This window comes from Clostridium sp. HCP1S3_C6, assembly GCF_052066735.1.
GTDB lineage: Bacteria > Bacillota > Clostridia > Clostridiales > Clostridiaceae > Clostridium.
This window is the reverse complement of the sequence record NZ_JBQHRN010000001.1, coordinates 1-23,260: the sequence shown is the minus strand read 5'-3', so window position 1 is coordinate 23,260 and position 23,260 is coordinate 1. Positions and strand designations below refer to the sequence as shown.

19 protein-coding genes and 1 pseudogene are annotated in these 23,260 nt (G+C 26.2%); 1 reads left to right on the top strand and 19 read right to left on the bottom strand.

The window, feature by feature from the left end:
* Window position 1: 1 nt before the first annotated feature.
* The 16 genes from nifU to ACTNAO_RS00025 form a co-directional block, all read right to left on the bottom strand.
* Window positions 2–433, bottom strand: a complete 432-nt coding sequence (gene nifU, locus ACTNAO_RS00100) for a Fe-S cluster assembly scaffold protein NifU (RefSeq protein ID WP_441027130.1) — start codon at window positions 431–433, stop codon at window positions 2–4.
* Window positions 434–435: 2 nt separating this feature from the next.
* Window positions 436–1,617, bottom strand: coding sequence for a cysteine desulfurase NifS (gene nifS / locus ACTNAO_RS00095; RefSeq protein ID WP_441027128.1), 1,182 nt, complete (start codon window positions 1,615–1,617; stop codon window positions 436–438).
* A gap of 13 nt (window positions 1,618–1,630) precedes the next feature.
* Window positions 1,631–2,074, bottom strand: a complete 444-nt coding sequence (locus ACTNAO_RS00090) for an RrF2 family transcriptional regulator (protein ID WP_441027126.1) — start codon at window positions 2,072–2,074, stop codon at window positions 1,631–1,633.
* Window positions 2,075–2,218: 144 nt separating this feature from the next.
* The gene (locus ACTNAO_RS00085; RefSeq protein ID WP_441027124.1) at window positions 2,219–4,471 is read right to left on the bottom strand and encodes a bifunctional diguanylate cyclase/phosphodiesterase; all 2,253 of its coding nucleotides are present in this window, start codon (window positions 4,469–4,471) and stop codon (window positions 2,219–2,221) included.
* Between the two features lie 215 nt (window positions 4,472–4,686).
* Complete coding sequence (locus ACTNAO_RS00080; RefSeq protein ID WP_441027123.1) at window positions 4,687–6,000, bottom strand: Na+/H+ antiporter family protein; 1,314 nt, start codon at window positions 5,998–6,000, stop codon at window positions 4,687–4,689.
* Between the two features lie 103 nt (window positions 6,001–6,103).
* The gene (locus ACTNAO_RS00075) at window positions 6,104–6,763 is read right to left on the bottom strand and encodes an HD domain-containing protein (protein ID WP_441027122.1); all 660 of its coding nucleotides are present in this window, start codon (window positions 6,761–6,763) and stop codon (window positions 6,104–6,106) included.
* Between the two features lie 30 nt (window positions 6,764–6,793).
* Window positions 6,794–7,681 carry an OB-fold nucleic acid binding domain-containing protein gene (locus ACTNAO_RS00070; RefSeq protein WP_441027121.1) on the bottom strand — a complete coding sequence of 296 codons (888 nt, stop codon included), beginning with the start codon at window positions 7,679–7,681 and terminating at the stop codon, window positions 6,794–6,796.
* 165 nt (window positions 7,682–7,846) lie between these two features.
* Window positions 7,847–9,112, bottom strand: a complete 1,266-nt coding sequence (locus tag ACTNAO_RS00065) for a 1-acyl-sn-glycerol-3-phosphate acyltransferase (RefSeq protein ID WP_441027119.1) — start codon at window positions 9,110–9,112, stop codon at window positions 7,847–7,849.
* Window positions 9,113–9,132: 20 nt separating this feature from the next.
* A complete protein-coding gene (locus tag ACTNAO_RS00060; RefSeq protein WP_441027117.1) occupies window positions 9,133–10,560 on the bottom strand; it encodes a cytosine permease in 1,428 nt (475 codons plus the stop codon).
* Between the two features lie 24 nt (window positions 10,561–10,584).
* A complete protein-coding gene (locus ACTNAO_RS00055) occupies window positions 10,585–10,764 on the bottom strand; it encodes a hypothetical protein (protein ID WP_441027115.1) in 180 nt (59 codons plus the stop codon).
* A 79-nt stretch (window positions 10,765–10,843) separates the two neighbouring features.
* Window positions 10,844–11,551 (bottom strand): restriction endonuclease, encoded by a 708-nt coding sequence (locus ACTNAO_RS00050; RefSeq protein WP_441027113.1) that lies wholly within the window; start codon window positions 11,549–11,551, stop codon window positions 10,844–10,846.
* A gap of 696 nt (window positions 11,552–12,247) precedes the next feature.
* Window positions 12,248–13,525, bottom strand: a complete 1,278-nt coding sequence (locus ACTNAO_RS00045; RefSeq protein ID WP_441027111.1) for a TIGR02679 domain-containing protein — start codon at window positions 13,523–13,525, stop codon at window positions 12,248–12,250.
* Window positions 13,526–13,528: 3 nt separating this feature from the next.
* Window positions 13,529–17,581 (bottom strand): TIGR02680 family protein, encoded by a 4,053-nt coding sequence (locus ACTNAO_RS00040; protein WP_441027110.1) that lies wholly within the window; start codon window positions 17,579–17,581, stop codon window positions 13,529–13,531.
* Window position 17,582: 1 nt separating this feature from the next.
* Window positions 17,583–18,707, bottom strand: a complete 1,125-nt coding sequence (locus ACTNAO_RS00035) for a TIGR02678 family protein (RefSeq protein WP_441027109.1) — start codon at window positions 18,705–18,707, stop codon at window positions 17,583–17,585.
* Between the two features lie 11 nt (window positions 18,708–18,718).
* Window positions 18,719–20,194 carry a TIGR02677 family protein gene (locus ACTNAO_RS00030; RefSeq protein ID WP_441027107.1) on the bottom strand — a complete coding sequence of 492 codons (1,476 nt, stop codon included), beginning with the start codon at window positions 20,192–20,194 and terminating at the stop codon, window positions 18,719–18,721.
* A gap of 6 nt (window positions 20,195–20,200) precedes the next feature.
* Window positions 20,201–21,451 (bottom strand): replication-associated recombination protein A, encoded by a 1,251-nt coding sequence (locus ACTNAO_RS00025; RefSeq protein WP_441027105.1) that lies wholly within the window; start codon window positions 21,449–21,451, stop codon window positions 20,201–20,203.
* A gap of 170 nt (window positions 21,452–21,621) precedes the next feature.
* Here ACTNAO_RS00025 and ACTNAO_RS00020 point away from each other — a divergent pair, with 170 nt between their 5' ends.
* A complete protein-coding gene (locus ACTNAO_RS00020) occupies window positions 21,622–22,440 on the top strand; it encodes a mechanosensitive ion channel family protein (RefSeq protein WP_441027103.1) in 819 nt (272 codons plus the stop codon).
* Here ACTNAO_RS00020 and ACTNAO_RS00015 read toward each other — a convergent pair.
* From ACTNAO_RS00015 to ACTNAO_RS00005, 3 genes and pseudogenes are all read right to left on the bottom strand, one after another.
* Window positions 22,437–22,646 (bottom strand): hypothetical protein, encoded by a 210-nt coding sequence (locus ACTNAO_RS00015; RefSeq protein WP_441027101.1) that lies wholly within the window; start codon window positions 22,644–22,646, stop codon window positions 22,437–22,439. The genes ACTNAO_RS00020 and ACTNAO_RS00015 overlap by 4 nt on opposite strands.
* 21 nt (window positions 22,647–22,667) lie before the next feature.
* Window positions 22,668–22,742 (bottom strand): annotated as a pseudogene (locus tag ACTNAO_RS00010) (hypothetical protein); the annotation flags it as partial.
* Between the two features lie 164 nt (window positions 22,743–22,906).
* Window positions 22,907–23,260, bottom strand: a 354-nt coding sequence (locus ACTNAO_RS00005) for an RNA-guided endonuclease InsQ/TnpB family protein (protein ID WP_441029709.1), incomplete at its 5' end; no start/stop codon positions are given.

Sequence of the window (23,260 nt, the reverse complement as noted above, 5' to 3'; positions counted from 1 at the left end):
TTTATTCGCCATGAACTTGATCGTGTAAATCATCTCCATGTTCCTTGTAATCCCATTCTTCTAAGCCTTGATTTTTTCTATAATCATTAATAGCTTTATGGATACCTTCTTCTGCTAATACAGAACAGTGCATTTTTACTGGTGGAAGTCCATCAAGAGCTTCTGCTACAGCTTTATTTGTAAGATTCCATGCTTCTTCAACTGTATGACCTTTTATAAGTTCAGTTGCCATTGAAGATGATGCTATAGCAGAACCACATCCAAAAGTCTTAAACTTAGCATCTTTTACTATATTATCTTCAATTTTAAGATATATTTTCATTATATCTCCACATTTAGGATTTCCTACTTCACCTACACCATTAGCATCTGGAATTTCTCCTACATTTCTTGGGTTTCTAAAATGGTCCAAAACTTTTTCTGAATACATCATAATTATTTATCTCCTTTCTTTTTAAAGTCATCCCATAATGGTGACATGTCTCTTAATCTTTGTATAATAGGTGGTACTTTTTCAAGTACATAATCTACGTCCTCTTCTGTTGTACCATCACCCATTGTAAGTCTTAGTGATCCATGAGCAATTTCATGCTTAAGTCCAATAGCTAAAAGGACGTGAGAAGGATCTAAAGAACCTGATGTACAAGCACTTCCACTTGATGCAGCTATTCCTTCAAAATCTAATGATAAAAGAATTGATTCTCCTTCAATAAATCTAAAGCATACATTTACATTACTTGGAAGTCTTTTATCTCCTCTTGGTCCATTAAGTCTAGTATATGGTATTTTTAATAATCCATCAATTAATTTTTCTCTTAAAGCTGTTAATCTTTTTGAATGTTCTTCAAGATTTTCAACAGCTAATTCCATTGCCTTACCAAGTCCAACTATTCCAGGTACATTTTCTGTTCCTGCTCTTCTGCCTCTTTCTTGACCACCTCCATGTATAAGGTTATGAATTCTAACACCTTTTTTAATATATAAAGCTCCAACTCCCTTTGGTCCATATATTTTATGGCCAGCTAATGATAAAAGGTCTATATTCATATCTTTAACATCTATAGGCACATGACCTACAGCTTGAACTGCATCAGTATGGAATAAAACTCCTCTTTCATGACAAATTGCACCTATTTCTTTTACAGGTTCTATTGTACCTATTTCATTATTTGCAAACATTACTGAAACAAGTATTGTTTTATCAGTAATTGCATTTTTTAAATCATCTAAATTTATAAAACCTTCCTCATCAACATCTAAGTAAGTAACTTCAAAGCCATTTTTCTCCAAAAATTCACATGCATGTAATATAGCATGATGCTCTATTTTGGTAGTAATTATATGATTTCCTTTATTTTTGTAAGCACTGGCAATACCCTTAAGTGCCCAGTTATCTGCCTCAGAGCCACCACCTGTTATATAAATTTCATCAGGGTTTGCATTTAAAGCCTTTGCTATTTTTTCTCTTCCCTTCATAACAGCAATAGTATTTTCTCTTGCTAAGCTATAAAAAGATGAAGGATTTCCAAACTTTTCAGTAAAGTAAGGTTTCATTTCTTCAAAAACTTCTGGTTTAACATATGTAGTTGCGGAATAATCCATATAAACATTTTTCATTTATTACATCACCTCAATGAACAATTTTTAAAACTTGATTTTTTCTTTGTATTTCATTATAATCATCAACCATATCTTGAAGAGATATAGATGTCATTACTTCATCAATACTCTTTTTAATTTTTTCCCATAAAAGCCTTGTAACACAGCCATCTGAATTAGTACAATCATCATTATTAATACAGCTTGATATTTCAACAGGCCCTTCAACAACATTAATAACATCAGCAACGGTAATATCTTTTGGTTCCCTTCCTAAAACATATCCACCTTGAGCTCCTCTTATACTTATAATAAGTTTAGCTTTTCTAAGTTGTGCAAAAAGTTGTTCTAAATAGTATTCTGAAATATTTTGCCTTTTAGATATAGTTTTAATTGATATGGGATCCTTACCATAATTAAGGGCTAATTCTACCATAGCTTTTACACCATACCTACCCTTTGTAGATAATTTCATTTTTTTCACCTCTTAATGTTGAGTAAATTACTAGGATTTAATTTACGTTTATATCATACTAACTTACTCTGAATTTGTCAATATAATTTGAAAATTATTTTTTACTAAATTACAAATTTGTAAACAAAAAAGAGCAGTTTAAAACTACTCTTTCTCCTTATTAAAAATCATTGCCTCAAAATTTTGTACAGGAACTGGCTTTGAATAATAATATCCTTGAGCCATTTCACATTTTGCTGCTTTTAAAAAATATACTTGCTTATCACTTTCAACACCCTCACATATAACATTAATATTTAAGTCACGTGCCATTTCAATTACCCTTTTAATTATAATCTCACTTTTGCTTGTATCATGAGTATCATCATCTAAAAATACTCTATCAATTTTTAAAATATTAATAGGAACCTCTTTTAGTAAATTTAATGATGAATAACCTGATCCAAAATCATCCATTGATACTTTAAAACCTAATTTTTGAATTTCCTTCACTATATTTATTATCTTGCTATTATCATCAGTAAATACACTTTCAGTTATTTCAAGTTCAATGTATTTTGTATCAACATTATATTTTTTTACAACAGCCTTAAGTTTGTCTATATAATCTATTTGATTTATAGTTTCCCTTGATTGGTTTACCGAAATAGTAATATCAGTACGTCCTTCTTTAATAAGTCTTTCCATTATTACAAAAACCTGTTCAAGCATATAAAAATCAACCTTTGATACAAAACCATCCTTTTCAAATATAGGTATAAATTTGCCAGGAGGCATAAATCCTAAATCCTTAGATATCCATCTTACTAATGCCTCCGCTCCGCATATTTTATCATTTTCCAAATTAACTTTAGGTTGTAAATATACCTTAAATTCTCCATCTTCAAGAGCTTTCTCCATTTTACTTTCTATTTGTTCTTCATCCATAATTTGTTTAAGAAGATTATCATCGTAGTAGTTATAATTCTTCTTAGTGTCATTTTTTATATACTGCCATGCAAGCTTAGCTTTTTCAATTATATCTGTAATTTCTTCCTTATTGTTTTTAATTTCGTATAAACCTATTCTAAATCCAGATATCCCCATGGATTTAGGTAGAACTTGAACAAGAAAATCATTAAGCTCTTGTTGTACATTTCCATTATTTTTTATAAGTGCTATAAAAGTGTCTGATTCTATTCTTGAACATTTTTCTTTACCAAAATATTTTTTATCTAAAGCTTTTGCCAATTTCTTTATAATTTTATCACCATAATTATAGCCATATTTATAATTAATAAATTTAAATTTTTTAATATCAAATACTGCCACTACATATTTTTCATCAGTATTTTTCAAAATCTTTTTAAGGGCTTCATGAAATGCAAGAAGATTTGATATTCCTGTTAATTCATCAGTAAAAACAACCTTTTTTAACTGCATACTTTTATTAATTTCAATACCAAGTATATAACATGCTATTGTTATTATTGCTATAGTTATACATGTCATTATTTGAATTGTTTTATTTAAAAGATTTTTTCCATATTCTAATACCTTATTATCCTCAATATATGAAACTGTTATCCAATTAGAATTTGAAAGCACTGGCGCATATCCTAAATATCCAGTTTTATCTTCTTTTTCTACCTTTAGTACATCACTTTGATTTTTTTCTATTTCATCCTTAACTTTATTTATATAATTACCAAGTTGGATATCTTGATACATCATGTAATGATAAAAATTTCTACAATCGCTATCATCAAATTTATTACTTACTCTAAAAATAATATAGCCATCTTCATCCATAATATATGAAAAACCAACATCATCCCCAAGATAATTTTTCATACTACTTTTTAAATCATATACATTCTTAATTGCATAAATATCTCCAACCATTTCGCCATTTATAAATACTGGTACAGTTATTGCAATAGCTTGATAATCAACTTTTTCATCATTAAAGGCATTGCTTATTAAAGGTTTCTTATCATACACTACTTTATAATAAAACGACTTATCACGAACATCCTCAACAGTTCCATCATCTAAATACATATACCCATTACTATCTATAAAATAAGCTTTAGAGAATTCATACATAGAAGCTAATTTATTAATCCTTTTAGTTAACTCATGTTTATTATCAAGTTCTTCACTGCGTATTGATGCTACTACATTTTGCAACACATCAATTTTCCCTTGAAGATATATTTTTATAAAATTGTTATTTTGCTTTATTTGATCTTTAAGACTATTTTCAACAATTTTATTAGTACAATCTGATATATTTAAAGTTGCACTAATAAACATATATATTGCAACTATGGACACAATAACAATTAGACCATATTTTAGTAAAACCTTAGAAATTTTTTTATGTCTTTTACTTTTTTGTTTTAATTTCCCCATATGTATCACATCCATTCAATTATACTTATATCAATGTTATATTGCTTATAAATATCCTCTTACTATAATTATATAATTCTGACAATTCAATTCAATGGAGTTTACACATAGTTAACACAATATTACCACATTAGCTATTTTTTTACTCAAATAGTAAATCAAAATAAAAAAAGTATAGAAAAAACATTTCTTATATTCTTTCCATACTTAAAATATTATATAAATTGTGAAATTATAATAGCACCTAACATTATAGGAATATTATAATGCAAAAATGTTGGCACACAAGTATCCCATATATGATCATGATTTCCATCTGCATTTAACCCACTAGTTGGTCCAAGAGTAGTATCTGATGCTGGTGAACCTGCATCTCCAAGAGCTGCTGCAGCAGACATTAAAAGTATTGTGGCATTTACAGAAAATCCTATTTTTGCGCATAATGGTACATAAATAACAGCAAGTATAGGAACAGTTCCAAAGGATGTTCCGATTCCAATAGTTACAAAAAGACCTATTAATGTAATAATTGTGGCAGCAATAAGTTTGTTACCTCCAATTAAATGAATTGAACTATTAATAAGAGAATCAACTCCTCCACATTCTTTTAGTACCATTGCATAACCTCCTGCAATAAGCATAATAAAGGCAATATAGCCCATTTGCTTTATACCACCATAAAAAAGCTTGTCTACATCTTTTAGTCTTACTGCTTTAAAAATAATCATAACTAATATGCCACAAAGTGCCGCAAGAGGTAGAGACTTAAATATAAATTGAACAATAACTGTAGCTATTATAGCTAGCAAACTTACATAATGTTCTTTTTTTAATTGTTCACTATCAATTTTTTTATTATCCTTAATATCTAAATTATCAAATTTATCATTTCTATATTCTCTAGGCTTTTTGTAAGATACTAAAATTGCAATTAATAATCCTACTAACATTAAAACTCCTAAAATCCAATTAATCTTTGTAACATCTGAAACAGTTACATTCATACCATTTTCAGTTAGGTTCTTTGCAACAATCCCCTGAAATATAAGTCCAAAACCAAGAGGTACAACAATATATGGCATTTCAAGACCAAAAGCTAATGCACAAGAAGCCCCTCTTCTATCAATATTTAATTTATTCATAATATTTAATAATGGGGGTATAAGTATTGGAATAAAAGCTATATGTATTGGAATAATATTTTGTGAAAGACATGCAATTCCTGCAAAAATGAATAATAACATCTTTCCATTTCCTTTAATTAAGGATACTATCTTTTTTGAAAATATCTCACTAACCCCTGTGCAAGTCATTGCTGTAGCAAAAGCTCCTAAAAGAATATAAGAAAGGGCTGTTTCAGCATTGCTAGAAAAGCCATTATATAAAGTTTCAAATATATTTTCAATGCTCATGCCACCTACAATACCACCTACAATACATGCTATAAGCATTGAAAGCATAACATTCACTTTGCATAAACATAACACACATAATACTATAACAGATATGATTACTGGATTTATTTCCATGTACTTATTCTCCTTAATTTTAATAATTTATTATATTTTTAACGCTAATTTAAAGTATAATATATTATTAGAATTATTTCACTATTTTTCTACAAAATAATTGTTATAACATTCTTTGACCATTAATAACTAATATAAATTTTTCTCCTAATTTTTCTGCAGCCTTTCTACATAAAAGCATTCTATCTAAAAATATTTCAAAATAATCCATTAATGGACATACTTCTGTATCAATTTTTAATTGCAACTCTATAAAATCACCTTTATTAACAATAACTTTAGATTTTTTAACTGAATAATTAACTCTATCATGAATATCAAAAGTTGATGCATCATTGTTTCTAACTCTTGTATATCTAACATCTGTTTTATCTGCAAGTATAAGAGCAGCTGCTACAGGATTTACTGGAAATGCCGTTTTTTCATCATGATTTCCTATAGCCGTAACTATAGTTGCAATATCCTCTGGATCACAGTTTAAATTATCAAGTATTCTAAAGGCCATAATAGCACCACTTTGAGCATGATCCTCTCTGTTTACAATATTTCCAATATCATGAATATAACCTGCTATTTGGGCAAGTTCTGCTTCTCTTTTATCATATCCAAGTTCAAGAAGTATATAACTAGCTGTTTCTGCTACCTTTGTAACATGTGCAAAACTATGCTCTGTATATCCAAGAGCTGTCAAGGATTCATCAGCCTTTTTAATGTACGTATTTATCTTATTATTATTTTTTATATCTTCAAAAGTTATTTTCATTTTTACCACCTACCATAGTTTTTCTAATTGTTATTTTTCTAATTCATATACTACCTTTGCATCTATCATATCTGCTAAATGAAGAAGCCAGTCTTCTATTGTTTTAGGTTCATAAGGTCCAAATTCACCATGATGTGACAATAAAGAATATTTTATATCTTCTAATTCTTCATTTGATAATATGTTATTACACTTATTATTTATTATAGTAATAAATGTTGCTCCATCAATAATATGACCAATTACATTATCTTTTCTATCTATGTATGTATCATAAACATATTCTTCAGTTTTCATTAAATCATGAATAATAGCTTTTAAAATAAGTCTATCTTTATTTACAACTGTATTTACATCTGGATAATCAATCTTACCATTTTCATATAAAGAAATTATATTAATTACATTTTTTAATACTCCATAAGTGTGCAAAAATAAACCTCCAAGCTTATTTCCATGATATTTTTTAGCAGATGGACAAGTCAAAAATTTATTCCACCTTTCTTTTGTTGTATTTAAATCAAATGATTCTATAGCAATAGTTTTATATGGTTCTTTTAAAGAATCTATCACCTGTAAAAATTCTTCAACAAGAGAATTATCTACATTGTATTTTGCAATAAATTCAGATGCATCGTATTCTCTAATAATTTTAAATCTGGGATTTTTAAGTTGTGCAGATCCATTCCAAATATTAACAGAACCTTCTACAGTATAAGGTCTGCCTATTTCTAACTTTTCATACACTATATCTACATTGTCAAAAATAGGAAAGATAATTCTACCAGTATCGTCAACTAATTCAACAGATAAGAATTCTCCTCCACTGCTTTTAGGTTTTAATTCTTTATTTGCTGCTACTACCCTTATTGTAACCATTTCTCCATTTTTACATGAGTTTAATTCTTTTATTTTCATAAAGTTTCTCCTTATTAAACAATACTTTTTATATATTATAACATTTATATAATAATATTATAATAAAAAACACCTTACATAAACTGCAAGGTATTCATAATATCATATAAAGTTTTCTCATATTTATATTGCAATGTTTTATTATTAATAAATATGAGAAAGTATCTATTGTATAAAATGATCATATAAATATTCTGTTGCAAATTGAATTTTAGTGGCATTAAATCCATCACCCCTTGGGAATATAAAATATGTATTATCTAAAGTTGATAAGGTGATACATTGCCCTTTGCCCCTATAATCATATTCTGTATGAATAGAAGTCATAGAAGTTCTTGAAAAAAACATAGTTTTTTCATTCTTTTCTCCATAATCAGTAAAGGTTAAATAAAATCCATCTTTATTATGAACAAGTTTTCCGTGTCCAAGTTTTATAAAGTTTATTCCATTAGGTAGAGATTCTATATATACATTTATATCTAAAAAATATCTTCCTTCCTTAATTTCTTTAATAACTTCACTTCTTTCCCATTCATACCAATTAGGAATATGAGAAAAATCCATTGATTTTAAGTATTTATATTTATTATTAAGAGGCTCCAATTTGCCATACTCTGTCATATACCATTTAGAATTGCATTTTTCACAAAAGATATGAGCCATATTAGTTTTCATATGAAATTCCTCACCACATACAGGACACTTATATAAAGGCATCTCAATACCTTCTGCTCTTTTTTCATATGTTATTGAAATTTTTTCATCATATTGCCACTTATATTCATCATAATATAAATATTCACTTATTTTATCATTTACTTCTTTTAATGATGCAGCTTGTAATTCTTCTTTTGTGAAAATTTGAGTTATAGTTGCTTCTAAGGGTACTTCTTTTCTAACATTTAAATTCCAAATAGGAGTTCTTAAATAATTTCCCTTCATATTAACAATTACAACAGGAACTTTTAACATTTTAGCAAGTTTTCCTACAGATTTTGGAATAGGAGAATATGTCCCAACATTTGCATATCTGGCTTCTGGATATAATACAAGAATACCTTTTCTAGCTATTACCCTTTTTATGTTTTTGACTAGGGCTAAATCATAAACAAATTTACGAGTACCAAGGCATCCAATTTGCCTGTATTTCCATTCTCCATAGGCTTCAAAGCCCTCAAGTTCTGATACATAGTTTGCTCTCCTTGGAAAAATAGTTAATGGAGTAACACAAAAATCCATAAATGACTGATGAGTTCCTAAAACAAGATATGGTGGCTTTACCCCCTTCATTCTAACCTTATTTATTTTTAATTTGTTTCTTTTAGTAACAATAAAACAATAAAGCCATATTATTGGCATAATTAGTATATTTTGCTTTGGTGGAATCTTGAATCTATCAAAGGGCTTAGTTACTATTTTCTTATTTTTCATTTTTATTATCCCCTTATAATTTATATAGTTATTTCATTTCTGTCTTTTAAAATATATCTTTTTATAATAGGTATCTTACTTAAAACATAATATAAAATTCCTGTTCCAAGAAATGAAAAACCCGTTGGCGTAGCATAAAACAATATCATATTATGAATTTCTCCACTTACAGGATTATATATTGCAAGGGACATAACTACACCTAAAATAACACATATAAATCCTACTATATTAATTCCATTAGTGTAACTATATGAATCATATCCTTCTAAATTATAGGCAGAACGCAGAGATATTTTTTGCTTTCTCACAAAAAAGAAATCCACAAATAATAAGGCAGCTAGCGGTGCATAAATACATGCACTTATAGTTAAAAATGAGCCAAAATATTCTGTAACCTTACCCCATAAACATAAAATAATCCCATAAAAGCACAGTAGCAATATATTTTTATTATAACTTAATGTTTTAAAAGATGATTTAATCATAACTCCGTATATATATGACCCCACTGCTTGAGTTCCAATATTTGCAAAAGCAACTAACAGAAGTGAACTAAGAGCTAGTATTGGAGAGGACAAAGTTGCAAGCATTAATGTTGGATCATCTATTACCTTTCCTGTTACATATTGCATTGCTATTGCCATAACCGCCCCTACTACTACAAAAAATGAACCTGATATTCCTTGTCCAATAACTCCTGCAAAAAAAACAGACCTTTCATTTTTAGTTAACCTGGGCACCTCAGCCATACCTCCTACTAAAGTAATAACAAATGCAAAGTTAGCTTCTATAGAAATAATATATGGAATAATATTATTAGTATATGATGAGATATCTGGTTTATAATTCCATATTACATTAAAAGGTACAGATGAAAATCCTACAAAGACCACTAAAACACCTACTAATAAAAGAAGTGGAACAAGAATTCTTGTAGTCCATGTAATTGCACCAAGTCCTCTATAAGCTATAAAAGTTCCTACTAAAACACAAATTATTGCAAGATACCCATGAGTAAAGCTTGGAAGATTTATACCAAAAACATTTAACAAATTTTTCATAGATGATGCAAATAAATCAGCACAAACTGCATACCAAGGATAGTTAATAATTATAATTGCTATAGTCATTATTTTTACTCCACAATGTCCAAATACAGATCTAAGCCAGATCCAAATATCAATTCCATATCTTACAGAAAGAATTACTGGTAATTGATAAATAGTAAGCATTAGTATTGCACCTAAAAAAGCTCCAACAAGAAGCTGTTTAAATCCTACAAGACTTATTAAATAGGACCCTTGAGTATAACTCCAAGTAGCAATACAATAACCTGACAAAACTAATAAAGCATCTAAAAAGCCGTAGATTTTTTCACTTTGTAGAACTGGAACAATTCCAAACATTGCTTCCTTTTCTATTTCAATATTATTCTTATTTTTCATCTTTTTATTACTTCTCCTATTTTATTATAAAAATGCTCCTGCTATTATAAATACAAAACAAACAATAACTATAACAAGTGTGAATATGTAATCCTTTCTAGTAAATCTTTTTGCAAATACATAATCACTTTTTTCCATAATACTTAATCTCTTTTCAATTTCATTATTCAATTGCTTTTCATAATCTAGTTTACTACCTTTCACTATACTACCTCCATTATATAAAATTTATCACAAATAATACCACAAACATAATAATTAGCTACATAAATACTTTAAATTATTATTCTTCTTTATAATTTTCTGTATATTTACATTTAGGAAAATTAGTGCATCCATAAAATTGGCCATTCTTACCATCTCTTAAAACCATTAGTGCTCCACATTTAGCACATACATGCCTTTTTTTTACACTAACGTTTTCATAATTATTAATATTGTTCTTTTCCTTAACCTCTCTCATGATCTTAAATAAGTCTTTTCTATTAATTAATGTAACACAATTTGCTTCCGCCAAGTCAATAGCACTTTTGGTAAAATAGCTATTTGTAACTACAACACATTTATCAGCCTTATAGTAAGCTTTTGCACCTATAATTTCTTGAACAGCTTTAATTCCTACTGAACTTTTATATCTCTTAGCTTGGACAACTGTAACTTCACCTTTTTTCTTTAGTATAAGATCTGCACCAAAATCATTAGTTATAGGTGTTAACTTAACTTTATACCCTAATTCCTTATAATAATAAAATAAAAGTTTTTCAAATTCTTCCCCTTGAAACTTATCTATTTTATCTATTCCAGCTTTTAAAAACTTTCTTTTTATATGAATTAATATTTCTGCATATATAATTATAAACACAACAAATACAGCTATGATAATTATCATTGTCACCTTAATATTTTTAGTTTTTATATAGCTTACTATTGAAGCTATAATCATGAATATCATGTATAATTCACATATTGCCTCTTTTTTCTTCTTGCTCATAAATATATACCCCTTTCTGCTTTTACATTCATAATAATATTTTTTTATTTCCCAAGTATAACTATTATAATTATAATTATTATTTTACATTTAGGCAAAAAAATGACGCTAGCAAATTTTTTCTTTACTAACGCCTACTAATTATACACTATTAAATTTTTAATTTTAATACACCTCTTAACTAAATTTTACATTGGACTCACCTCATTTTAGCTTTTCATATGCATATTATTCAAACTTACTCCTCCTTATTTAATTTATAATTTTCACTTTATATTTAAAAAACTTAAATATTGGCACCTATATATTTTTAATAAATAACAAATCTTATGGCTTTATAACATATCCTTTTAAAGCTCATACTAACAAATTTACATGCCTAAAATTTATGTCTTTTAATATTTAACTAACCCATTGGTACCACCTCATTTTTTATATTATGGTTTAGATTAATAAAACACATCCCATCGGAATCATCTCATTTCATATTTTATAGTTTTGGATTGATAAAAACATATCCCATTGGAACCATCTCATTTCTAATATTTTTAAGAAATGTTTTATTTCTTTATCTTGTATTTATTATAGCTCTATTATTTTTCAAAAAACAGTCTTTTTTACATATTTTTTTCGTGGTATAATAGAAGTGTTGAGGCCTTATTCTTCAAGTATGTATACTTTTACATATTCTTAATATTATTTGCAAATTAATTTCAAATAATCATTTATTAAAAGTTCTTGATACGCAGCTTTTTTTTGGCATTTTATACATTGTTTTATTTCCTGTAATTCTAATGTTTCTATATTTTTAATCATAGAAATTCTAGAATCACTTAAATTTTTAGATGAAATAATTTTTTCATAAATATCTTTATTATATAATAAGAACTTTACTTTATCGCCATATCTTTTTTTTATTTTATCTGCAATAAGAAGCCCTTCTGGATCAAAATCCCCTGCATAATAAATTTCTTTTAGATTTTCTATTTTATCTAGCAACATATATGAAGATAAATTAATCTGACCTTTTGTGCAAATTAGTGATATATTTTTATTGCTTCTTTTAATTATTTCGTGAAAAACTGCTGGATTTTCGAATACATATACTTTATTTTCTATAGCCTCTAAGTATTTTACTTTTATAAGATTACTAATACTTATTTCTAAAGGTTCTTTCCATTTAGTAAATAAATTAATTGGCAATATCTCTTTATTATTATAATCAAAAGCTTTAAGTGAAAAAATAGTGCAATGATTTGATATTTCATCTTTTAAAATACCAGCCTTAAAATATAGTTCACTAATATCATTGATACTTTTATAATTTTTATTATTAAATATAAATTGAAGTCCAAAAATAAATAATTTACCTGTGAAAGTATTACTATCTAAAAAATGAGGATCTCTAGTTTTTTCTGCTGAAAAAACAGCAATATTTTGAAATTTCTTTTCTAAATAAGGAAGGAAATTTAATGATAAAATTACAAGAATAATATTTTTAGATAATTCTTCATATTCAGTTTTATTTTTAATTTCATTATATTTTCTTATGATAGATTTATATCCATAATTGCCTTCATTATATAAAGTTATAAACCATTCTTTACCTTTTCCTTCTTTAGAATTTTTTATAATCTCACAAAAAAAATCTTTTAATTTATCATTTTCTTTTTGCTTCTTTTCTTTATTAGTTTCTAGACTTTCTCCTACTACAGTTTCTAAAAGCCCCAAAAAAGAACTATCTTTTAACTTTCTATTAAAAAGTTCCTGAACTAAAGTGCATTTTATTCTAGCTTTTCCTGTATATATAGCAGAGGAATCAAAATTAGCTAATAAAAGTTTATCTTTATTATCTTTAGCTTCTACAATAAAAGACCCTGTTATTTTCCCATATTTTTTATATTTTTTATATATTTCTTTAAATATTTTTTTATATAATAAATTAGTATTTATTAGTTTTAATGATTCGTCCATTCATTACACATCCATTTCTACTTTTTTAACATGACCATCCCAATGATATTTTATTGGTAAAACAATATCTTTATCATCTCTAATTAATTCATATATTGAAAGACTGCTAACACTTTCATAAGTTCCCCAAAGAATTTGTGAATTTAATACATAATCTAAATTTAATCCTTCAATTAATGTAAACATATTACTTATATTTTCTTCATCAACACCTGCAAAAGCTTCATCGAGAGATATAATTCTTGGACAGTCCTTTTTATCAGCTGCATTATATCTTGCATTTACTGCTGCAAATAAAGGAATATACATTGCCATAGCTTTTTCTCCTCCAGAAAGTTTAAAAAATTCACTATCAGTAAGTTCTTTTTTTCTTTCATTAGATTTTGAAAAGGAAAGCTGAAATTCAAACCACTTTCTATAATCAAGAACTTCTTTTATTATTGATTGATAGCTTTTTTTAGAACCATCTTCATTAGCAATACGTTTCTCTTTTTTTAATTTTTCATTAAAATGCTTAGATATTCTTTCTCTATCTTCTGGATTCATAAAATCAGGAGTTTTTAATATATTTGTTAAGTCCTTTATATCAAGTTCTTCCTCCCCTTCTGATTTTTTTGGTTTCCAATTTAAATATAATTTAAAACCACTTGTGGTATCCATATTTTTCATAAGAGAATCTATTTCTTTAACCCATGCTGATGCTTTAAATATTTTAGCACTTATTTTAGTGCTTAAAGTATTAATTAGTGTATTTTCAAATACATCCCGTTCTTTTTCATTTATTAAAATTTTTTGTTCATTTAAATTATCATTTAAAAAAATTGAAAGTTCATATATTGATATATTTTTATTGTTAAATTTAATTTTTATATCATACCTTTCAGAACTTTCAAGTAATTGATTTTTTTCTTCATCATTACTATCTTCATAATCATTAAATATTTTTTCTATTTTAGGATGATATTCAATAATATAATTTTCATTTTGGTTAAATACATTAAATAAATTTTCAAAATTTTCTTTTGAAATACTTTCTCTACTAATGGCCCAATTTAAAATATCATCAAATTCCATATGCTCTATTTCATTTATGTATTCCAAATTAATTTCTTCTATAATTGCATTTTTAAGTATGTTAAGTATCTCTTTTTCTCTTTCAAATTTTTCTTTATTTTTAGAAACAAACTTCTTTGAATATTCAATATCACTTTCTGACCTTGTTATTTCTTTTGATAAGTCATTAATAATTTTAGGATAAGTATTTATTATTTTTGTTACCTTTTCAATTTCCTGTTCTATCTCTCCAAGATTAAAAGATTTTAATGCCTCTTCTTTTCCTACAATAATATTTTTCTTGCTATTAATTTTACTTTTTAAATCATTAATTTCGCCACTTATAGTATCTAAGTCATCTAATATTTCTTTGTAATATTCTCTTGCTTTTTCTATACTTTTCTTATTGTAGATAATTTCCTGGAAAATTTCCTTAAGATTATTTAAAACTTTTCTATATTGTGATATATCATTAAGTGCATTTTCATAACACTTAACTGTATTTGGAATTTTTATATGTTCACATGCTTTATACAATTTTCTTTTTATATTTAAATTTTGTTTATTAAGCTTTTCTATTTTTTCTTTAACAAAAAGTAGTTCCTTTTTTTCTTTTTCCAACTCATTATTATCTTCAATAATAATATTTATAGATGAGATAATATCATTACCCTTTGGAAAATTATTTTTTTCTTTTTCTAATATTCCAATTTTTTTGTTAATTTCATTTATTTTATAAGTCAACTTACTATCTTCATTTAAAGCTTCTTCTTTTTCTTCTTCTAGTTTATTTATTTTTTCTTTTCTAAATCTTTCTCTGCTTTCTATTCCAATATACTTAGCTTTAAATTCTTCTGAACTTACTCCATTTATTATTCCTATAGCATATTCATTATAATTACTTACAAATGTTTTACTTTTGTTAATTTCAACTAATGAAATTGACATAAGAATTTTTTCAACTGTTTCCTTGAAATTTTTGTTAAATTCTGTATCATCTAGCTTTAAATATTTTAAAATATTTTCATTTTCACTTTTTACATCATCAAAAATAATCTTACATGAAATATTTTTCATTAGTGATAAAGCTTCTTTTTTATACTTACTTGGTACAATAATTGATGTTAATATGCCCATATTATAAAGATTTGCTTCTATTATATTTTTTTCCTCATATTGTAATAAATCATTAAAATCTACTACTTTATAAAAATATTCACAAGGAATATTATGAGTATTTAAAATATCTTTAGCCTTTAACATATCCTCATCATAAACAATTATTTCTTCATTATTTTCAAGTTCATCTATGTTATTTTGTATATTTCTTATTTTTTCTTTAATTTGATTTTGGCTATTTTTTAATACAATTTTTTCTTTAGCTAAACTTAATTTAATATTTGATTCTATTTCTTTAAGTTTGTCATTAATTGAAGTAAAATCAGCTATTTCATATATTTCATTAACGAATTTACAAATTTGAATTTTATCATTATCATTAATTTTAAATACTTTTAAGTTGTCAATATATGCATTTATTTTTTCTATATATTCATCTTTAATGCTTGTAAGATATGCTTTTGATTCATTAAGCTTATTTTCTTTTGTTTTAACTACATTTTCTTGTTTGTCATGTCTTTCTTCCATATCATTTAAATCTTTTTTTATATTTTCAGCTTCTTTCAATACCTCAAAAGCACTTCTCACTACATTTTCATATTCATATAGCTGAATTTCAATATTTTTAAAATCAAAATTCTGAGAAAAATCTTTTAATACTTTAGATAAATCATCATTATGATAAAAAAAAGCTTCTTCCCTATAATATTCCTCATCTTGAAGAAAATCCTTAAATTTTTGTTCATTTTTATAAATCTTAAGTTCTAAATCTCTTATTTCATCTTCTTGTTTTATTTGTCCATCAAATTTTTTCTTACGTTTTCCTTCTTTATTCTCTAATTCCTTATTCATTTGTAAAAGTTCTTGTATATATTTAGTTATTTCATTTTTTATATTAAAGGCTTCACTTGTTCTTAATGCAACTTCCTTTTCTTTTGCTTGCTCAAAATCCCTCTCCATTTTGTCTAATTCTATTTTCTTCTCATTTATACTAGATAAAAGTGTTCTTATTTTTCTTTCTTCTTCCCTTATTACTCTTCTAATTTCTGTAACTTCATTGGATTTTTTCATAAACCTTTTAGACTTATTATGCAAAATACTTAAATTATATTCATCAAAAGCCTTTTTTACTTTTTCTATAGCATCTACACTTTCATTAAGTTCTCTTAATTTTAAATTTAAACTATCCATATTATCTAAAGCTTCTGCCATAGCACGTAAATCATCCTGAGACAATGTATTTAAAGATTCTTTTAAAATTTCATATATAACAGTAGGTTTAAAATCCTTTGAAAGTTTAGGACTTCTAATTTGAATTAAAAGATTTAAAAGATCCTTATAATTATCAATATCAGAATATCCAAAAAGATGTTCATTAACCTTTTCCATATATTCCTTTTGACTTGTAGTAAATATATTTCCATCACCAAGTTGATTTTGAAGCTGTTTTAATGTTAAAGGATACTTTTCACCACTAAACCTATATAATTTAAAATCCTTATTTATACGACGTCCATCTTTAAGTATAAAATACCAAGATTCAAGTTTCTTTCCTTTTCTTCCTCTAAGGCCCATGCCTATAGTAATATAATTTTTTGATTCTGGTTTACTAAATTCCATGTAAAGATATGAAATTCTATCTTCTTCCCCTTCATTAACAAGAACATAGTTTTCTATTTTTCTTGCAGTTGACCCAAAGGGATCGAGTCTTGATGGTCTCTTATCTCCATCTAAAAGAAGTGGAATAAAACTTTGTGTTGTTACAGATTTTCCACTACCATTAGTTCCTCTAAAAATAATTTTTCCATTAGATAATTTAAACTCTGCCTCATCATAAAGCCAAAAATTTAAAAGTCCAAATTTATTTGCAGTCCATCTATCCACCTTATTTAATCTCCTTATAATCATCTGGATATTTTCCTATTACTTTGCCAACCAAAGGCATTATTTTAACATTTTCATCTGTAATTCTTATCATGTCATAACTTTTCATAAATTCTTCTACTGCACTTAAATAGTATTCTTCTGAACACTCTCTAAAACTCTTTGTAAATCCATGCCCATCTTCATTTCTTACATCTAATAAAATTTTTTCAAAATCATTTTTATTTAATAAAATAATATCCTTTTCATTAGGAATAAGTTCCTTTAAAGATATCATATTTACTATTTTTTTATTTATAAATAAAACAATGGTGCTTTCTCCCTTCATATTTGGAAAAGTATCTGTTACAGAATTAAGATTTTTTACTATTGCCATAGCTCCATTTCTATGAATATGTATTTCCCATTCAAGATATTTTTCAAAGACATTTTTTATATAACTCCTAAATTTTTTTATATAATCATATATTGAATCATTTTCAGCCTCATTATATACAATGGGATTTAAAAGAAGACTTCTAAATGCTCTGCTTTTTCTTACAATACCTTTATCTGTATTTATCCCTTCCCATGCCTCGTTTAATAAATCTTCACAGGTATCTTCTTCATCTATATTTTTTGAAAATCTCCTTATTACATATTTTGAAATTCCAGTACTTTCATATAATACTTCTCCTGTTTCATCTTTAATAAATGTTTCCTCTTCACCATCATTTTTCTTAATAATACCTATTTTCAAGCATACTTTAAGAACATTTATAAGACTTTTTCTATTTTTAAATATAGTCCATTCAATTTTTTCATTAGGATAATTATGCTCTATGTACTCAGTAATATTAGATAATATAAATTGTTCCTCTTTATTTTTATCCTCAAGATACATTAAAATAAGAATAAAAAATACATACTCTTTTTTATCTGTAAACTCTTTAATTCCCATCCATGACTTAGGCTTTACAGGTATCTTTTCAAGTTTTATAAAATCATCCTTAATAAAAATATTATATAACAAAATATCTTCTATAAATTCTCTATAATAATCAATATTATCTTTTACATCATAATACAAGTCCCTATCCTTATCCTTTAATATAATGTAGTTTTCAAGAATATCTGTAAATTTCAAAATATCACCTCTTACTTAAAAACAAGTTCATATGAAGGCATATAAAAATCACCATCTTCACATTTTATACAAATTTCTTCTTCCTGTCCTTTAACTACTTTATAAAAACGTCCAAATTCATTTTTTACCCAGGTGTCTTTTTTATTAAGTCCCTTAGATAACCATGACAAAAAGACCTTTCTTTCTTCTTTTGATATATTTTTAAGGTTTTTAAATTGCAATTTGTTGTTTTCTATTTTGCTCTCTATAATAATTTTTTCTCTTTTTCTTTTTTCTAAAATTTCCTGTGCTTTTTCTCGTTTTTTAAGACTTTTATCCTTAATACATACTCTACTTGCTGTTTTTTCTCTATATCTATTACTAGGTTTAACAGTTACTATAGTTGGATTTTCTTCAAAAATACCAGAATTAATACTTTCTGTTTCTCTATCTTTATTGAAAATAATGTGCCTTGAAGACATAACTCCAAAAACAACAGAGGATAATTTATGAGCTTCTTCTATATCTTTACACTTATCAAAAATCTTTATGAGAGTTTTATATTCTTCCTTTCTGCTGCCTCCTGAAGTTTGCATTTCAATAATCTGAAGAGCTGAAAATGTTATTTTTCTTATTATTTCGTTGGTACTATCTAATAAATTGTCAACCATAGACAAAGTCCCGTTACTACCTTGAAACCATTCCTTCATACTAATATATCTTCCATAATTTATTTCAAACTCTTCATTTTCATCAAATTCACTATTAAATACTCTTTTATTTTTTTCATACTCTACAAGCCTTTTTATTAATAATTTAATGTCATCATTAGATATACTATTAAAAGCATATTTAATACTAGGAACATTAATTTGCAATCCTTTAATAAAGTCTCTTAAATATTCAATAAAACTTTCTTTAAAAACTAAAAATTCTGTAGTTTTTAAAATTGCTTCTGTTTTTTTAGAATAAAATTTACTTATGTAGTCTTGATAATTTTCATTTAAAATTTTAAAATCTTTATTTAATAAATCCCACCAAGAATATGCTTCTTTTATGTTTTTCGTATTTATATTTTTCATACTTAAAATGGTATTTTTAAACCTTTCAATTAAAGATATTTCTAGAGAACCTCTTGCATTTTCCTTAATATTTTCTAATTTGATCATAGTTCTTTCAAGCTCAATAGTATTAGGTGATATTTGATATCTAAATTTTCTATTTTTAAACTCTTCTAATGTCTTGGCTCTTCCAGTATCTTGCATAGTCAAAAAGTTTCCCCAAGCTTCTAAAGAATCTAAATCCTGTTTTAAATTATCTAAAGTATACTCTTGAAAGCCATTTATGCTCTTAATTATTTTATAAATATCCTCTTTGTAAAGCCAAAATTTCATTTTTTCATATTCATTGTATGCAATTCTAAGAATGACTCTATATCTATGTGAATTATCTGCCGAAAGGTAAGAAGCTTCTACAAATTTTTTAGTAGTTTTTTCACTTATATCCATAAATATTTACCTCTTAAATTTAATATTTTCCCAATACTTTCTTAAACTTTCTTCATATTTATTATTTTTAGCCTCATAATAAACAGTATCTTTCAAATTATCAGGCATATACTGCTGTTTTACATAATCATATTCATAATCATGAGGATACTTATATCCTCCTACTCCAAGCTTAGAAGCACCAGCATAATGGGCGTCCTTTAAGTGATTTGGAACATCTCCAACATTTTTTTTATCAAGATCATTTAATGCTTTGTCAATTGCTAAACATGCACTATTAGATTTAGGAAGTGTTGCAAGATATATTACAAGTTCAGCTAAAATTATCCTTGCTTCTGGGAATCCAGTTTTTAAGGCAAGTTCTATTCCTGAATTTACAACAGTTAATGCATTAGGATGTGCAAGGCCTATATCTTCTGCTGCTATTACTGATATTCTTCTTACAATTGCTGCTAAATTACCACCTTTAATAAGCCTTGCCAAATAATGAATAGCAGCATCAGGATCACTACCTCTTATACTTTTTTGCAGTGCACTTAAATAATTATAATAATCATCACCTGATGCATCTGACTTCATGTTTGATTGTCCTAAAGATTCTATATATTCCTTTGTAATTTTTATTACATTAGATAAATTTGAATTAACAGCAAGTTCTAATATGTTATATGCTTTTCTATAATCACCTTGAGAAATTTCAGCAATGTACTTAAGTGCATCCTCTTCATATTCTATAGAAATCCCACTCTCTATTGCCCTTTTTATTGATTTTTTAAGACCTATTAAAATATCTTCTTTAGTTAATGATTTAAATTGAAATATATTGCATCTGCTTAAAATAGCTTTGTGAAGTACAAAATAAGGATTTTCTGTTGTACTTGCTATTAATGTTATTTTTCCATTTTCTATAAATTCTAATAAAGATTGTTGTTGTTTTTTTGAAAAATGTTGTAACTCGTCAATATATATAACAACTCCATTGTATCCAAGAAGTGTATCTAAATTAGAAGCAATATCCTGAATATCTTTTACAGATGCTGTAGTTGCATTAAGTTTATAGAATTTCTTATCTACATAATTTGCCATTATATTAGCTAAAGTAGTTTTTCCTGTTCCTGGAGGACCATATAATATACAATTTAATATCTTTTTGCTTTTTATAATGTTATAAAGAGGTTTTCCCTTTCCAACTATATGTTTTTGGCCTACAAAATCTTCTAATTTAGTTGGTCTCATTCTTTCTGCTAAAGGTGTCATTTTTATTTTTCACATCCTAAAATTTATAATAATTATATTATACAATAAATATTAATGTATTAGAATAAATGATATATTAACAATAATTGACACATTAAAATAATTGACAATGACCCTAATATGTTAAATAATATTTTTATAAAACTTAATATTTAATTAGGAGGGATTTTATGCAATTTTTTGAAGACGCTGTTCTCAAAATAATTGATTGGTGTACTGAAAGTGGTATTAAAATTTTAATTGGACTTATTATACTTGCTATTGGCTGGCAGCTAATAAGGAAGGTAGTATCTGTTTTTGAAGGATTTTCAGAAAAAAAATCAATTGATTCCACTCTTCATTTATTCTTTAGTGCCCTTATTAATATTGCTCTAAAGGCTTTACTTATTGTGTGTGTTCTTGAATATATAGGTTTTAATTTAAGTGGATTAACTGCTGCTATAGCATCAATTGGTGTTACAATTGGTCTTGCCCTTCAAGGAAGCTTATCAAACTTTACAGGAGGAATAATAATATTAATAACAAGACCTTTTAATGTTGATGATTTTATAGAAACACCTCATTATTCTGGTACTGTAGAAAGAATAGAACTTATGTATACACATCTTGTTACACCTGATAATAAGGCCATTATGATTCCAAATGGAAGTATATCAAATTCACCTATAGTTAACTATTCTCGTAAAGATACAAGAAGAGTAGATTTAACTTTTGGAGTATCTTATGATGATGATATTCTTCATGTAAAAAAGGTCCTAATGGATATAATAAATGAAAACAATATGATTTTAAAAGAACCAGAACCTTTTATAAACATATGTGAACATGGTGATAGTGCTGTAAATTTAACTGTCAGAGTATGGACAGAAACTCAAAATTATTGGAATGTTCACTTTTATCTTTTAGAGCAGGCTAAATTAAGATTTGATGAAGAAAAGATAAATATTCCTTATCCTCAAATGGATGTACATATAAAAAAAGAGGTTTAACCCTCTTTTTTTAATGCTCTTAAAATTGAAGCAGTTACAGCAAATATTAAAAGTGGCATTAAGCTTTCATTATCACTACTATTTGATGTGTTATTTTGAGTTTTATTATCCTCTTCAATTTTATCTTCATCTTGAATTTTATCATCATTGTCAGAACTACTATTATTCCAATTGTGATCAATACTAGAATCTTTATAATTTTTCAAAAGACCATAAAAATATTCATAAGTTTTAGGAGCCTTTTCTTTTAGTGTATCTCTGTAAATATAATAATATTTAAAACATTCTGCAAAATGACCTATTTCATGAATATATACTGCTACTTAAAATGTAATCAAATATAAACATTTTAAGAATTTTACTGTTTCAATGTATCTGCTTTTGTTATAAAAACTACTTGCATTTGATATGATACTCCACAGTCGTAAATTCCCGACTAGCCATCGGTACATACTTACAATAACTTTTACTGTGCTATTTTGTAAGTTAAGCAATCTCTTAAATTAAGACTTGCATTATAATCTCTGTCCTCAATATAACCACATTCACATTTATAAATCCTATCTTTAAGTTTTAAATCTTTCTTTATAGAACCACAACAGTGACATAACTTACTTGATGGATAAAACCTATCTACAATTCTTAATTCAATACCTAAAGCATTACATTTAGTTGTTAATTTGTTTCTAAATTCATAAAATTTCTGCTCTGCAACTGCTTTAGATAAATGCTTATTCTTCATCATACCTTTCACATTTAAATCTTCAATAGTAATAAACTTTGGCTTTTGGTTTACTATTCTTGAGATTGTTTTATTAAT

Coding starts and splice junctions, on each gene's coding strand:
- nifU (WP_441027130.1), bottom strand. CDS start 433: ATGATGTATTCAGAAAAAGTTTTGGACCATTTTAGAAACCCAAGAAAT.
- nifS (WP_441027128.1), bottom strand. CDS start 1,617: ATGAAAAATGTTTATATGGATTATTCCGCAACTACATATGTTAAACCA.
- ACTNAO_RS00090 (WP_441027126.1), bottom strand. CDS start 2,074: ATGAAATTATCTACAAAGGGTAGGTATGGTGTAAAAGCTATGGTAGAA.
- ACTNAO_RS00085 (WP_441027124.1), bottom strand. CDS start 4,471: ATGGGGAAATTAAAACAAAAAAGTAAAAGACATAAAAAAATTTCTAAG.
- ACTNAO_RS00080 (WP_441027123.1), bottom strand. CDS start 6,000: ATGGAAATAAATCCAGTAATCATATCTGTTATAGTATTATGTGTGTTA.
- ACTNAO_RS00075 (WP_441027122.1), bottom strand. CDS start 6,763: ATGAAAATAACTTTTGAAGATATAAAAAATAATAATAAGATAAATACG.
- ACTNAO_RS00070 (WP_441027121.1), bottom strand. CDS start 7,681: ATGAAAATAAAAGAATTAAACTCATGTAAAAATGGAGAAATGGTTACA.
- ACTNAO_RS00065 (WP_441027119.1), bottom strand. CDS start 9,112: ATGAAAAATAAGAAAATAGTAACTAAGCCCTTTGATAGATTCAAGATT.
- ACTNAO_RS00060 (WP_441027117.1), bottom strand. CDS start 10,560: ATGAAAAATAAGAATAATATTGAAATAGAAAAGGAAGCAATGTTTGGA.
- ACTNAO_RS00050 (WP_441027113.1), bottom strand. CDS start 11,551: ATGAGCAAGAAGAAAAAAGAGGCAATATGTGAATTATACATGATATTC.
- ACTNAO_RS00045 (WP_441027111.1), bottom strand. CDS start 13,525: ATGGACGAATCATTAAAACTAATAAATACTAATTTATTATATAAAAAA.
- ACTNAO_RS00030 (WP_441027107.1), bottom strand. CDS start 20,194: ATGGATATAAGTGAAAAAACTACTAAAAAATTTGTAGAAGCTTCTTAC.
- ACTNAO_RS00025 (WP_441027105.1), bottom strand. CDS start 21,451: ATGACACCTTTAGCAGAAAGAATGAGACCAACTAAATTAGAAGATTTT.
- ACTNAO_RS00020 (WP_441027103.1), top strand. CDS start 21,622: ATGCAATTTTTTGAAGACGCTGTTCTCAAAATAATTGATTGGTGTACT.